This window comes from Sphingomonas sp. (assembly GCF_042091075.1).
GTDB lineage: Bacteria > Pseudomonadota > Alphaproteobacteria > Sphingomonadales > Sphingomonadaceae > Sphingomonas.
In genome coordinates this window covers 1-13,356 of sequence record NZ_JBELIE010000025.1, presented here as the reverse complement: position 1 = coordinate 13,356, position 13,356 = coordinate 1, and the positions used below count along the sequence as shown (strand labels likewise).

Genomic DNA, 13,356 nt, shown 5'->3' with positions numbered 1-13,356 from the left:
GATCCCTCAGGCAGCGTTGCGCGTTTCGAGCTGGCTCACCAGCCGCTCACGCCAGATGGCGGGCGCGCCGGCGACCAGCGACAATTGCCGCGAGCGACGGTAATGGAGCTGCGGGTCCGCCTCCCAGGTGAAGCCGATCCCGCCGTGCGTCTGGATATTCTCCTTCGACGCGAACCAATAAGCCTCGCTCGCCGCGACACGCGCGGTGGCCGCCGCCAACGGCAGCTCCGCCGCGCCGCTGTTGAGCGCCCAGGCGCCATAATATGCGTTCGACCGGGCGAGTTCGTTCCTGACGTAGATATCCGCCAGCTTGTGCTTGATCGCCTGATAGCCGCCGATCTGCCGCCCGAAGGCGAAACGCTCGAGCGCATAGGCCCGCGCCATTTCGAGCGCGCGATCCGCGCCGCCAAGCTGTTCGAACGCCAACAGCACCGCCGCGCGATCGAATATCTGCTGCATCGCGGCGACGCCGTCCTCGCCGCCCAGCCGCTCGGCCGGCACATCGCTGAAGGTCAGCTTCCCCGCCGCGCGGGTGGGGTCGAGCGTCGTCAGCACCTCCACCTCGGCCGGGGCTTCGACCAGATACAGGCCGTCTCGCGCCAGCACGACGATCAGATCCGCGATATTGCCGTCGGTGACCGGGATTTTCGTCCCCGTCAGCCGCCCGCCCGTCACCGTGGTGCGGATCGCATCGGCGCGGATCGCGCCCGGCCCTTCCGACGTGGCGAACGCCCCGATCGCCTCCCCCGCCGCGATCCTGGGCAGCCAGGTTTCCTTCTGCGCCTCGCTGCCGAACAGCATCAGCGCCTCGGCGACGAAATAGACCGTCGAGGCGAACGGAATCGGCGCGATCGCGCGCCCCAGCTCCTCCGCCAGCGCGCACAATTCGACATGGCCAAGCCCCAGTCCGCCATAGCTTTCCGGAATCGCCGCGCCGAGCCACCCCTGTTCGGCGACGCCCCGCCACAGCGCCGCATCGTAATGACGGTCGGCATCATCAAGCACGCCGCGCACCACCGACGTGTCGCACCGCGCGGCAAGGAACCTGCGTGCCTCGTCCTTCAGCATCTTCTGCTCGTCGGAATAATCGAAGTTCATCGGCGCATCCCCCTCACTTCGGCTGCATGCGGATGGCGCCGTCGAGCCGCACATCCTCGCCGTTGAAATAGCAGTTGCGGATCATCTCCAGCGCCAGGTGGGCATATTCCTCCGCCATGCCGAGCCGCTTCGGGAAGGGCACCATCGCCGCGAGCGCCGCCTTCACCTGCGGCCTGGCACGGCCCAGCAGCGGCGTATCGAAGATACCGGGCAGGATCGTGTTGCAGCGGATGCCCTCGCTCGCCAGATCACGCGCGACGACCAGCGTCATGCCGATGATACCGGCCTTCGCGCTGGCATAAGCGACCTGCCCGATCTGCCCTTCTTCCCCCGCGACGCTGGCGGTGTTGACGATCGCGCCACGATCGCCGTCGTCGGTGGGATCGAGGGTCATCATCCCCGCCGCCGCGCCGACGATGCAGCGGAACGAGCCGATCAGGTTCAGATCGATCGTCTTCTCGTAATTCTCGATCGGATAGGGCGTGATCCCGCCATCTTCACGGGATCGCGCGACCGTCTTGTTCGGACCGCCCACACCGCCGCCCGCGCAATTGACGAGCACGCGCTCCTGACCATTGGCGGCCCGGGCGGCGACAAACCCGGCATCGACCGATGCCTGATCCATCACATCGACCGCGCAATAGGTCGCGCCGATTTCCATGGCGACCTGCGGGCCGATATCGGCATTCCTGTCGAACAGCGCCACCTTGCAGCCACACGCGATCAGCGCCTCCGCCGTGGCCCGGCCAAGCCCGGACGCACCGCCGGTGACGATCGCGGCAATATCGGGGCCGAGCTTCACATCCTTCTCCCGCCGGGTCGCGGGGTTGGCCCCGTCTGACGGACGTAACCTCTGTTATGGAGGCGAAGGCGTCAAGCGATTGGTTCGCGATGCATTCCGCGCCCGGGTCGCTCAGCCGAGGATCCGCACCGGCACCGACTTCGCTGCCGGCACATGACTTTCCTCGGCATGATGCGCCAGCGGGATCAGCGGGTTGCACTCGGGATAGTAAGCCGCGATGCACCCCGGCGGGACGTTATATTCCACCACGATCAGATCGCCGACCCGCCGGTCATGATTGTCCTGCGCATCGCTGACGAGCGTCACCGTCTGTCCCGCGCTCAAACCGGCGCGGGCGATGTCGTCGCGGTTCATCAGCACCACCTGGCGGGTGCCGTTGATGCCGCGGAAACGATCCGAATAGCCATAGATGGTGGTGTTGAACTGGTCGTTCGAACGCAACGTCAGCAAGCGGAAACGGCCATCGGCAGCGGCGAAGCCGGTGGCGTTCAGCTCCTCGGGAACAAGGAACTCGGCCTTGCCGCTTTCGGTATCCCATTCGCGCCCGGCCGCCTTGTTGCCTTTCCAGAACCCGCCCGGTTCCTCATCGAGCCGCTCGTTGAAGCGCGCGAAGAAATGCGGGAAGGCGCGGGCGATCTCGTCACGGATCAGCGCATAATCGCCCACCCAGCGATCCCATGGCACATGCGCATTGGGCGACAGGGTCGCTTTCGCGATCCCCGCGACGATCGCGGGCTCGGACAGCAGATGCGGGCTGGCCGGCTCCACCTTGCCGAGCGAATAATGGATCACGCTGGTCGAATCCTCGACCGTGACGCGCTGCGGCCCACCGTCCTGCAGGTCGCGTTCGATCCGCCCCAGACACGGCAACAGCCAGGTTTCCCCGGCGGCGGGGATCAAATGGCTGCGGTTCAGCTTGGTGGCGATCTGCACCGACAGATCAAGCCGCGCCCAGCCCTCCTCCACCAATTCGGTTTCCGGCACCGCGCGCGCAAAATTGCCGCCCAGCGACAGGAATGCTTTCACGGTGCCGTCGATGATCCCGGCGCATGCCTCTACCGTATCCAGCCCCTTCTCGGTCGGGGGGTCGAAATGATACATTTCCTTGAGCTTCTCGACCGGGGCCAATTCGGTCTTCTCGGTGATTCCAACGGTCCGCTGCCCCTGCACGTTGCTATGCCCGCGTACCGGGCACGGCCCCGCGCCTGGCTTGCCGATATTGCCCTTCAGCAGCAGCAAATTGACCAGCATGCGAACGTTGTCGACGCCCTTCACATGCTGGGTCAGGCCCATGCCGTAGATCGCGATCGTCGCCTTCGCCTTGCCATAGGCACGCGCGGCCTGCTCGATCGCCTCGCGTGGCAGACCCGATTCCCGCTCGATATCGGCCCAGTCGGTCGCCAGCACCTTGTCGCGGAACGGCGCGAAATCATGGGTATGCCGCGCGATGAAATCGTGGTCGATCTGGTCCTGCTCGATCAGCCATTTCGCGATCCCGGTCATCGCCGCGATATCACCGCCGGCGGTTACCTGGTGATATTGGGTCGCGATCGGGGTTTCCTTCCCGGTCGCCATCTCGATCGGGTTCTGCGGATCGGTGAACCGCTCCAGCCCACGTTCGCGCAGTGGGTTGAAGACGATGATCGCGGCACCGCGCTTCGCCACCGAACGCAGCTGGTGCAGCATCCGCGGGCTGTTGGTGGCGACATTCTGCCCGAAATGCAGGATGCAATCGCAGCTGTCGAAATCCTCCAGCCGCGTCGTGCCGACCGGCACGCCGATCGCCGCCTTCAGCCCGACCGAGGTCGATTCATGGCACATGTTCGAACTGTCGGGCAGGTTCTGATTGCCATAGAGCCGCGCCATCAGCTGCCACATGTACGACGTTTCCAGGCTGGCCCGCCCGGAGGCGTAGAAGACCACCGATTTGGGCGCCAGCGCCTTCAGCCTCGCCCCGATTGCCGCGAACGCCTCTTCCCACGGCGCGACGACATAACGATCCGTCGCGCGATCGTATTTCATCGGATGCGTCAGCCGGCCCGCCTCCTCGAGGCGATAGTCGCTCCAGGTGCGCAGCTCGGTCAGCCCGTGCTGGCGGAAGAACGCCGGGGTAACGCGCTGGCTGGTGATCTCCCATGCGGTCGCCTTGGCGCCGTTCTCGCAGAATTCCGCCGGATGCGGCGGATGCGGCTTCGCCCAGGCGCAGCTGACGCAGGCAAAGCCGTCGGGTTTGTTCTGACGCAGCAATTCGGCGGTGGTGACCGCCATATTCTCTTCCCGCGGGATGATATCCGCCAGTGAGCGAACCGACCCCCATCCGCCCGCCGGGCCGTCATAGGGGGTGAAATCGGGGCGATCGTCGTGCTGCGTGGTCATGGGGCTCCTAACGCGCGGGATCGGAAAACAGCACCGCGTCGTCGCGCGCGACATGCACCAGGGTCAGGCCGCATGACGCCGCGCGCGCCAGCGCCAGATCGGTGGCGGCGGAAACGGTGACCAGCATCGGGCACGCCGCCAGAGCGGCCTTCTCGACCAGTTCATAGGAGCAGCGCGACGACAGCAGCGCGAAGCCGCCGTCCCAGCCGCACCCCGCGCGCGCCATCGCACCGATCAGCTTGTCGAAGGCATTGTGGCGGCCGACATCCTCACGCGCCTGACGGATCGTGCCGTCCGGCGCACAGAGCATCGCGGCATGCGCCGCGCCCGTCGCGCGGTTGAGTGGCTGATGGTCACGCATCGCCTTCAGCGCGGTGAAGATCGCCGGCGCGGTGGCGGTGGTGGTGGGCACGCGCGGCAGGGCGCGATGGATCGCATCGAGACTGTCCATCCCGCACAGCCCGCACGACGAATCGCTCGTCCGCCGCCGCACACGGTCCGCCACCGCCATGGCCCGCGCCGGCGCGACGGCGAGCCGCACGATCTGCCCCTGCGGGGTGGCATGCTGATCGATCGCGACGATCTCGGCCACCGTGTCGACGATCCGTTCCGACAGCGCGAAGCCGGTGGCGAAATCCTCAAGATCCGCCGGGGTTGCCATCATGACGGCATAGCCCAGGCCGTTGATCTCGATGGCGATCGGCGCTTCCGCCACGATCGCCCGGTCGAGCGGATGCTGACGGCCATCGGCGGCGACGCGGCGGAACGAGCGATCCATCGCCGGCGTCATGACGTCTCTCGTCGCCGACGCCAAGGCGATTGATGGAGATTACCGGGAATGTGGCGAACAGGCGGCCTCGCGATGATCATGCCGGCCGACGCGAATTTTTCCGCGCCTTGATGCAGTTCATTGGCGCGCCCGCGGCGGCGGCGCACAATCGCTCCGGTGAGGGCGAGTCCCTCCGCTGCATCAGGAAAGGACAGATGATGTCCAGCCAGGAAGATATCGCTTATTACCATCGCCGCGCGCGACAGGAACGCGATCTGGCCAGCGCCGCGCGCGCCAAGCCGATCCGCGCGCTGCACCTCGAGCTTGCGGCACGCTACATCGCACAGGGCCAGGAAGCGGAACGGGAAGCCGCCGGGCCGGTCGCGCGGAGCGAATAGCCCGGCTCATTCGATCCGGTAATGGATCGGCTTGAAGCTGCCGCCGTTGCTGGCGGGGGCGGAACATGCCGTCAGCCCGATCACCAGGTCCATCCGCGCGCGCAGCACAATCGCATCGCCCGCGGTGCTCGTCGGCGGCAGCACCTCCAGCCGGCCCGTCGCACCGTCGACGGGCACGTTCATGAAACAGTTGAACGCGACCGGGATCATGTCTTCCGTCACACCGAAGGGCGCCAGCGCCGCCGCCAGGTTGCCGAAACAGCCGCGGTGCGGGGGCAGCTCGGGATAGAAATGGTGGAAGGTGTCATAAGAGCATGGCGTCAACAGGAAATCGTGGCACCCGACATCGTCGGCGACGATCTCCAGCATCGGCCGCGAGCGGTTCGAATAGAGAAGATGCCCGGTCGTCAGCCGGATCGTTTCGGCATAATCCAGCGTGCGGCCGGACGAGATGACCTCGCGGATATCAGCCGCACTATAGGCGAGCAGATCCGCCACCTGCCGTCCCTCGGGGTCGATCACGGTCAGCGTCTGTCCGGCGTCGAGCCGGAACGCCGCGCCGCTGCGCGGGGCGATCTCCTGCGTGGCGACGCTCACGAACCATCCCCCGCGCCCGGCGCCACGCCGTGGTAACGGAATGGACAATGCCAGCCATCATCGACGTGCCGCCCGCTATATTGCCGCGCCTCGCTCGCTTCGCCGTGCCGCGACAGCATCGGATTGCGTGATCCCGCCACCGCCTCGTCGCGCACCATGATCGCCTCGCGCATCGTCTCATAGCGGCCGTCGGCGCGAAGCTGTTCGAACTGATCGTGCAGGTTGAACACCATCGTCGGCCGGGCGAAGCGGCGCGCTGGCCGTGAGGCTTCGGGATGCAGGCCGACGACGAAAAACGCCTCGCCACCAAAGCTCAATGAGAAATGCGGATCCTCCGGATCGTCGCTGACGCGCGAATCATACGGTTGCCCACGCCACACGTCCTTGTCGGACAGCGATTGCACACGCTGCCACAGCGCCGCCTCGAAAGCGGGTTCATCAAGCGTATCCGGCCCGTCGAACACCACCGCGAAGCTGCGGAAGAGACCGGGCGCCTTCCGATAGGCGGCGGCGAATTGCAGAAGCGCGTCATGGATGCGCAGATCGTCCCACGCGCTGTCGATCCGGGAGCAGGCCAGCACGCGCAAGGTACCCCGCCCCAGGGCGGCCTTCGCCCCCACGCACGGAAAATCGCGGGCGGAGATATGCGCATGCAGCAACGATTCCAGCGCATGCTGCGCCTCGTGCGACCAGGGAAACAGCGGTGTTACGGATTGAGCCATAGGCCCCACGATACGGCTGGCCCGGTCGAATCGTTCCGTCGAATCAGGCTGATGCCGATCAAGCGGGTGGCGCGAGGCGGGTGATTGGGCCGCGCGCCGCTTGGATCATCGGGACAGCGGCGCCCCGCCCCGGCGTCGCAGACATCCTGGGAGCCCATTTCGGGCGGGCGCGCCAGCGACGCCGGCCGCCATTTCGATATGTCGTGGCTAAAAGAATATTTCATCGAGCGACATCACCGTGCTTCGCACGCTCGCTCGAGCAGAACGGCAGATTCTCGGGGGGGTGTTGATCGGGGCGCCGACGAACCCGACGGAATTGAGCGGTTCCGGCGTGTTTACCTATCTCGCTATGATGGATGAGGAAGAGAACACGGCCAACCTTGCGAAATTTCAGGTCGTGACAATCGATCGCGCGACCGGAAAGGTCTCCGGCACCGTCTCCCGCGCTGATGGCTCGATCGCGCCGGTCGACTTCGATCTGACGGGCACGCTGGATACGGGCAATCACATCGAGGGGACGATTCGGTCAAAGACCGGCAACCTCACCGGCACGTTCACCGGTAGGTTGTTCGGACCCGCCGGCAAAGAAATCGCGCTGCTGTATCGGCTCGATAGTGGCACCGATTACGGTATTCTGACCGGCCTCAAGCAATAGCGGGACGCCGGCCCTTCCTGTGCGCACGTTCAGGGAAGGTGAATGCGAGATCAAAAGGCGCGGGGGCGGTTTCTGAACATCGCAGCGATAGGGGTGGAGGGGCGATCAACCGGGTCTCTACCCGGATCGTCTCGCCCCATAGACGACGGCATCCACGCGCAGCGGGCGAGCAGGCATGAGGATCTGCGCTTCCTGAGCGGGCCCGGAAATGATCCACCCGCTATCACCTGATCGACCGTTACCCCCGCCGCGAGGCGGGAGAGCGGCTTCAGACCCGCATCGGCATCAGCACGTACAGCGCCGGGCTCTTGTCGTTTTCGCGGATCAGCGTCGGCGCGGCAGCGTCGGCGAGGTGCACCTCAACCAGCTCGCTGTCGATCTGCCCCAGGATGTCGAGCAGATAGCGGCTGTTGAAACCGATCTCGAACGGCAGCGCGACATATTCGCCCGGCACTTCTTCCGCAGCGGTGCCGTTCTCGGGGCTGGTTACCGACAGCGTGATCTTGTCGCGATCCAGCGCCATCTTCACCGCGCGCGTCTTTTCGGTGGCGATCGTCGATACGCGGTCGACCCCTTCCATGAAGCTTTTCGGGTCGAGCTTCAGGATCTTGTCGTTCGCGGTCGGGATGACGCGGCTGTAATCGGGGAAAGTGCCGTCGATCAGCTTGGAGGTAAGGATCGCCTGCCCCAGGTCGAAACGGATCTTGGTTCCCGACAACGACACGCCGACCGAGCCATCGACCTCGTCGAGCAGCTTGCGCAGCTCCGCGATGCATTTGCGCGGCACGATCACATCGGGCATCGCCTCGGCGCCCTTCGGCTGGTCGACCGTCACGCGCGCCAGCCGGTGGCCGTCGGTCGCCGCCGCCTTCAACACCCCTTCGGCGACATGCAGGAAGATGCCGTTGAGATAATAGCGCGTTTCCTCGGTGGAGATCGCGAAGCGCGTCTTGTCGACGATCTGCTTGAGCGTTTCCACCGGCAGTTCGAACTGCGTCGGCAACTCGCCCTCGGCGATCACCGGGAAATCGTCGCGCGGCAGCGTGCCGAGCGTGAAGCGCGCGCGCCCTGCGACGATCGTCATGCGGCCCTCCGCCGCGGTGAGCGAGACCTGCGCGCCCTCCGGCAGCTTGCGCGCGATATCGAACAAGGTGTGCGCCGATACCGTCGTCGAGCCCGGCTGCTCCACCTCCGCGGCCACCGATTCGTTGATCTGCAGGTCGAGATCGGTCGCCATCAGCCGCAACTGGCCGTCCGCCGTCGCGTCGAGCAACACATTGGACAGGATCGGAATGGTATTGCGCCGCTCCACCACCGACTGAACATGGCTCAGCCCCTTCAGCAGCGTCGCGCGTTCGATCGTCGCCTTCATCACACTCTTCCCCCGGCCCGCAGGTCACACAACACCAGGGGCATTTGGCCGATTCTTCCTAGCTAAAGATGAAGGGCCGGAGCAAGCGCTCCGACCCTTCAAACGGCCCCGAAACGGCCTGTCGCGGCCATATCGGCAAATTTCCCCCGGAAATGCCGCCGGCGGCGGGGATCAGAAGCGAATGCCGACGCCCGCCAGCAGCTGATGCCGGTTGATCTTGAGGTCGTCGTCGGTGAACGAGCCATAGGTCGAGTAATCGTACTCGCCCAGCACATAGCTCGACCCGACGAGCTTGTGCTCGACGCCGGCGCCGGCACGGAAGCCGCCCTTGTTCCTGCCCGCCGTGACCGCTGGCAGATTCGGCGCCTTATACTCCAGCGACAGGCGCGCATTGGTATAGCCCGCGCGAGCGTACAGCAGCGTGGAGGGGGTGACGACGGCGCCGACGCGGACGCCCGCATAGAGATCGCGGCCCGCCTTCAGCGTGAGCCTGTCGCCGGTCACATCGATGTCGGACTCGCTCTCCTTGATGCTCGATCCGGCGACGCCGACTTCGACACCATAGACGAATCCGCTCGATTGAAGATCATAGCCAAGCCGGGCGCCATAGCCGAAACCGCCCTTGTGACCCGATTCGCCGTCTTCCTTGGAATTGAGCTGGTCATAGCCCAGCACGACTTCGGCGCGGGGGCCGCTGAACGCGCCCGCTTCCGCCAGCGCGGGCTGCGCCGCGATCGCGCCGCAGGTCGCGGCCAGTCCGGCCAAAAGGAACTTACGCATCAATACATCTCCCATGATGATCCAGTCGGCGACGCCCGTTGAGAGACTTTCGCCGATCCGCGCCAACTAGAACAAATAGCGTCCGAGTGAAAGATTGTTGCGATAAAGATACATTTAACAGGAGATAAATAACTATGCCGCTGAAAAGAGACGGAAGAGACTTTGTGGGCCGCCACGGAGAGACTGTTTTTAACGCATCGCGAAGATTACAGGGCGATACGCTGCACACTCCTCTAACCCGGAACGGCGTTATTCAGGCGATGGAAATGGGTCAGGCCATGCGTGACGCCCTTGGCGCCCGCCCGGCGCTGACGTTATGGGCCTCCCCCACCGGCCGTGCATTGCAGACACTGGCGATCATCGCCGACTATCTCGACCTTGACTGGCATAGCGTGCGTACCGACGAGCGGCTGACCGAAATCGGCATGGGATCATGGGGCGGTCGTTACTATGCCGAACTGACCGCGGAGGTGGGGCCGGTCATCCTGCCGGGCGGCCTGCTGCGCAGCGCCCCGGACGGGGAACGCTACGATCAGATCGCGACCCGCGTGGCGGGCTGGCTGGCCGATACCGCCGCCGATCCCGGCGACCGGCTGGTGATCATGCACGGCATCTCCAGCCGCGTGATGCGCGGCGTGATGACGGGCGCACCGATGGACGCATGCGGCGCGCCCGTGTTACCCGGCCATCCGCAAGGAACGGTGACGATGATCGAAGGCGGTCGCGAGACGATGGTGCATCTTGGCACCGGCCACGCGCCGGCGTGATCGTCGCGGCGGCCTTGCTGCTGGCCGGCGAGCGGGTCGCGCTGGGGGTGTGGCAACGCTGGGCGGCGCTGCGTGACAGCACGCCGACGCGGTGCTTCGCGATCGCGCAACCGCTGGACGATGCCGGCGTCACCGATCGGCGCGGTGCGTTCGCGCGGATCGCGGTGCGCCGGGGGCCGGAGCGCGCGCCGGCGGTGTTCTTCCGCCTGTCCGCCCCCGCCGCGCCGGGCGATTCGATCACGCTGACGATCGGCGAGCGGCGCTTCGCCCTTTCCGCGCGCGACGATCGGGCCTTCGCCGCCGACGCCACGACGCAGCGCGCGATCGTCGGCGCGATCCGCGGCGCACGCTGGATGACGGTGACGGTGGCCAATCCGGGCGGGGGGCAGCGGGTAGATCGCTATCCGCTGGCGGGCGCCCCCACCGCGATCGACGCGGCACAGCTCGGCTGTCGCTGAACCGCCCGGCGGCGGGCGATCGCATCGTCGGGCGCCGGGATGCTGGCGCCGTGGCGCATGCCGTCGCGCCGGTACGACACTGGCATTTTGCCGCCTGTTCGCTTATGTGCGAGCGATGCTGACAGAGCCGGCCGCCACCATGCCCATTCCGGGGCACATCGATCCCGTGCCGGTGCCGCGCGCGCCCGTACCGCGCGCCGATGGGCGTATCGACCTGATCGGCATGTCGAAAGACCAGTTGCGCGCGACGCTGGCCGACGCCGGGCTGGAACCGCGACAGGCGAAGCTGCGGGCGAAGCAGATCTGGCACTGGATCTACAATCGCGGCGCGACCGACTTCACCGCGATGACCGATATCGCCAAGGCGCAGCATCCGTGGCTGACGGAGCGGTTCGTGATCGGTCGCCCGCAGGTGATCGAGGCGCAGGTATCGACCGACGGCACCCGCAAATGGCTGCTGCGGTCGGACGATGCGCAGGATTACGAGATGGTGTTCATCCCCGATGCGGATCGCGGCACGCTGTGCGTGTCGAGCCAGGTCGGCTGCACGCTCAACTGCCGCTTCTGCCATACCGGGACGATGCGGCTGGTGCGCAACCTGACCGCCGGGGAGATCGTCGGTCAGGTCATGCTGGCACGTGATTCGCTCGGCGAATGGCCCAGCCAGCCCGAAGGGCGCATGCTGACCAACATCGTGATGATGGGCATGGGCGAGCCGCTGTACAATTTCGACAATGTCCGCGATGCGCTGCGGCTGGTGATGGACGGCGACGGATTGGCGCTGTCGAAGCGCCGGATCACGCTGTCGACCTCGGGGGTGGTGCCGATGATGGCGCGCGCCGGGGCGGAGATCGGCGTCAATCTCGCGGTGTCGCTGCACGCGGTGACCAAGGACATCCGCGACGAGATCGTCCCGCTGAACCGCAAATATGGCATCGAGGAATTGTTGCAGGCGTGCGCCGACTATCCCGGCGCCAACAACGCCCGCCGCATCACGTTCGAATATGTGATGCTGAAGGACAAGAACGACAGCGACGCCGACGCGCACGAGCTGGTCCGCCTGCTGAAGCGATATCGCCTGCCGGCCAAGGTGAATTTGATCCCGTTCAATCCCTGGCCGGGGGCGCCCTATGACACGTCGACGCCGGAGCGGGTGCGGCGGTTCAGCGAGATCATCTTCGAGGCGGGCATTTCGGCGCCGGTGCGCACCCCGCGCGGGCGCGACATCGACGCCGCCTGCGGTCAGCTCAAGACCGCCGCCGAGAAGAAGAGCCGCGCCGAACTGGACCGACTGGCGGCGGAGAAGCAGGCCGCGCTGGGATAATGATGGCGGCGCTTGCCCGCGTCATTCCGGCCGCGTCATTCGGAACAGCCCGCCTTCGTCGATCGTGAAATAATCGGCGGGGCCGCCACCCCGCAGGATCGGGCGCGCACGCGCGGTCTGATAGACGCCATCCTCGATCATCGCACGGTCGATATGGATCGCGACTGCTTCGCCGAACACCATCCAGCAGGGAATGGCGCCGTGCTCCTTGCTCTTGAGCGGGATGATCTGCGTGACCCTGCATTCGAACTGTACCGGGCTGGCGGCGACTCGCGGTGGCGCGACCTTCACGGCGGGCAAGGTCGCAAGGCCCGCCAGCGCGAATTCGTCCTGTTCCGACGGGAGCATCGCCGACGAGGCGTTCATCGCCTCTGCCAGATCGCGCGTCGCCAGATTCCACACGAACTCCCCCGTCGCCTCGGCGTTGGTGAGCGAATCCTTCCGCGAGACGGAGCAGAAGCCGATGATCGGCGGGCGATAGGAAAACAGATTGAAGAAGCTGTAGGGGGCAAGGTTGCGCACGCCCGTCGCGGAGACGGTACTGATCCAGCCGATCGGGCGCGGCGCGACGATCGCGTTGAGCGGATCATGCGCCAGGCCATGTCCCTCAGCGGGTTCGTAAAAATGCCATTCGGTCATCGTCTCTCCTCTGATAGGGTGGCGGCATGGCCACCACCATCATCCACCGCCATCGCCTTGCCACCCGCCTATGGCATTGGGTGAATGCCGTGTGCATCATCATCCTGATCGGATCGGGCCTTGGCATCTCCAACGCGCATCCGCGACTGTATTGGGGACGCTTCGGCGCCAATTTCGATCACGCCTGGGCGCAATTGCCGTTCTTTCCGGCGTGGCTGACCATTCCGGCGCATTACAATCTCGCGATCTCGCGCCGCTGGCATCTGTTCTTCGCGCTGATCTTCGCCTTTTCGCTGCTGGCATTCATGATCGTCAGCCTGCTCAACCGGCATTTCCAGCGCGATCTGCGCGTCCGCGCGCAGGACGTCAACGCCGCGCATCTGGCGGCCGACGTGCGTGCGCACCTGCAATTCCGCTTCCACGATCCCGAAACGCCCGGCGCCTATAACGCCCTGCAAAAGCTCAGCTATGTCGCCATCATCTTCATCGCGCTACCGCTCGTCGTGCTGACCGGCCTGGCGATGTCGCCCAGCATGGACGCGGCGTGGCCGTGGCTGCTCGATCTGTTCGGCGGGCGACAATCGGCGCGCTCACTGCAC

Annotated in this window: 15 protein-coding genes; 6 read left to right on the top strand and 9 right to left on the bottom strand. The window is 65.9% G+C overall.

The window, feature by feature from the left end:
- Positions 1-6: 6 nt before the first annotated feature.
- From ACFDSW_RS04320 to fdhD, 4 genes are all read right to left on the bottom strand, one after another.
- Positions 7-1,098, bottom strand: coding sequence for an acyl-CoA dehydrogenase family protein (locus ACFDSW_RS04320; protein WP_375249046.1), 1,092 nt, complete (start codon positions 1,096-1,098; stop codon positions 7-9).
- Positions 1,099-1,111: 13 nt separating this feature from the next.
- Positions 1,112-1,900 (bottom strand): SDR family NAD(P)-dependent oxidoreductase, encoded by a 789-nt coding sequence (locus tag ACFDSW_RS04315; protein ID WP_375249045.1) that lies wholly within the window; start codon positions 1,898-1,900, stop codon positions 1,112-1,114.
- 111 nt (positions 1,901-2,011) lie between these two features.
- On the bottom strand, positions 2,012-4,276 hold the full coding sequence (locus tag ACFDSW_RS04310) for an FdhF/YdeP family oxidoreductase (protein WP_375249044.1): 2,265 nt from the start codon (positions 4,274-4,276) through the stop codon (positions 2,012-2,014).
- Between the two features lie 7 nt (positions 4,277-4,283).
- Complete coding sequence (gene fdhD / locus ACFDSW_RS04305; RefSeq protein WP_375249043.1) at positions 4,284-5,066, bottom strand: formate dehydrogenase accessory sulfurtransferase FdhD; 783 nt, start codon at positions 5,064-5,066, stop codon at positions 4,284-4,286.
- Between the two features lie 194 nt (positions 5,067-5,260).
- On the opposite strand from fdhD, the gene ACFDSW_RS04300 reads away from it, so the two are divergent.
- Positions 5,261-5,443, top strand: coding sequence for a hypothetical protein (locus tag ACFDSW_RS04300; protein WP_375249042.1), 183 nt, complete (start codon positions 5,261-5,263; stop codon positions 5,441-5,443).
- Between the two features lie 6 nt (positions 5,444-5,449).
- Here the strand turns inward: ACFDSW_RS04300 and ACFDSW_RS04295 are convergent, their stop codons facing one another.
- Both ACFDSW_RS04295 and gntA read right to left on the bottom strand, forming a co-directional pair.
- A complete protein-coding gene (locus ACFDSW_RS04295; protein WP_375249041.1) occupies positions 5,450-6,040 on the bottom strand; it encodes a DUF1989 domain-containing protein in 591 nt (196 codons plus the stop codon).
- Positions 6,037-6,762: a guanitoxin biosynthesis heme-dependent pre-guanitoxin N-hydroxylase GntA gene (gene gntA / locus ACFDSW_RS04290; protein ID WP_375249040.1), complete on the bottom strand. Its 726-nt coding sequence runs from the start codon at positions 6,760-6,762 to the stop codon at positions 6,037-6,039. Before gntA ends, ACFDSW_RS04295 begins: the two co-directional genes overlap by 4 nt.
- Before the next feature lie 238 nt (positions 6,763-7,000).
- On the opposite strand from gntA, the gene ACFDSW_RS04285 reads away from it, so the two are divergent.
- Positions 7,001-7,417, top strand: coding sequence for a transferrin-binding protein-like solute binding protein (locus tag ACFDSW_RS04285; protein WP_375249039.1), 417 nt, complete (start codon positions 7,001-7,003; stop codon positions 7,415-7,417).
- 268 nt (positions 7,418-7,685) lie between these two features.
- Here the strand turns inward: ACFDSW_RS04285 and dnaN are convergent, their stop codons facing one another.
- Together dnaN and ACFDSW_RS04275 are read right to left on the bottom strand one after the other, a co-directional pair.
- Positions 7,686-8,789, bottom strand: a complete 1,104-nt coding sequence (gene dnaN / locus ACFDSW_RS04280; protein WP_375249038.1) for a DNA polymerase III subunit beta — start codon at positions 8,787-8,789, stop codon at positions 7,686-7,688.
- A gap of 171 nt (positions 8,790-8,960) precedes the next feature.
- A complete protein-coding gene (locus tag ACFDSW_RS04275; protein ID WP_375249037.1) occupies positions 8,961-9,569 on the bottom strand; it encodes an outer membrane protein in 609 nt (202 codons plus the stop codon).
- A 134-nt stretch (positions 9,570-9,703) separates the two neighbouring features.
- Here ACFDSW_RS04275 and ACFDSW_RS04270 point away from each other — a divergent pair, with 134 nt between their 5' ends.
- The 3 genes from ACFDSW_RS04270 (at position 9,704) to rlmN (ending at position 12,118) form a co-directional block, all read left to right on the top strand.
- Positions 9,704-10,336: a histidine phosphatase family protein gene (locus ACFDSW_RS04270; protein ID WP_375249036.1), complete on the top strand. Its 633-nt coding sequence runs from the start codon at positions 9,704-9,706 to the stop codon at positions 10,334-10,336.
- Positions 10,333-10,794, top strand: coding sequence for a hypothetical protein (locus tag ACFDSW_RS04265; RefSeq protein WP_375249035.1), 462 nt, complete (start codon positions 10,333-10,335; stop codon positions 10,792-10,794). The genes ACFDSW_RS04270 and ACFDSW_RS04265 overlap by 4 nt, the downstream gene beginning before the upstream one ends.
- A 115-nt stretch (positions 10,795-10,909) precedes the next feature.
- A complete protein-coding gene (gene rlmN / locus ACFDSW_RS04260; protein WP_375249034.1) occupies positions 10,910-12,118 on the top strand; it encodes a 23S rRNA (adenine(2503)-C(2))-methyltransferase RlmN in 1,209 nt (402 codons plus the stop codon).
- A 21-nt stretch (positions 12,119-12,139) separates the two neighbouring features.
- On the opposite strand, the gene ACFDSW_RS04255 is transcribed toward rlmN, so the two are convergent.
- Positions 12,140-12,757, bottom strand: coding sequence for a flavin reductase family protein (locus ACFDSW_RS04255; protein WP_375249033.1), 618 nt, complete (start codon positions 12,755-12,757; stop codon positions 12,140-12,142).
- Positions 12,758-12,783: 26 nt separating this feature from the next.
- On the opposite strand from ACFDSW_RS04255, the gene ACFDSW_RS04250 reads away from it, so the two are divergent.
- The coding region (locus tag ACFDSW_RS04250; protein ID WP_375249032.1) for a cytochrome b/b6 domain-containing protein at positions 12,784-13,356 on the top strand (573 nt) is incomplete at its 3' end.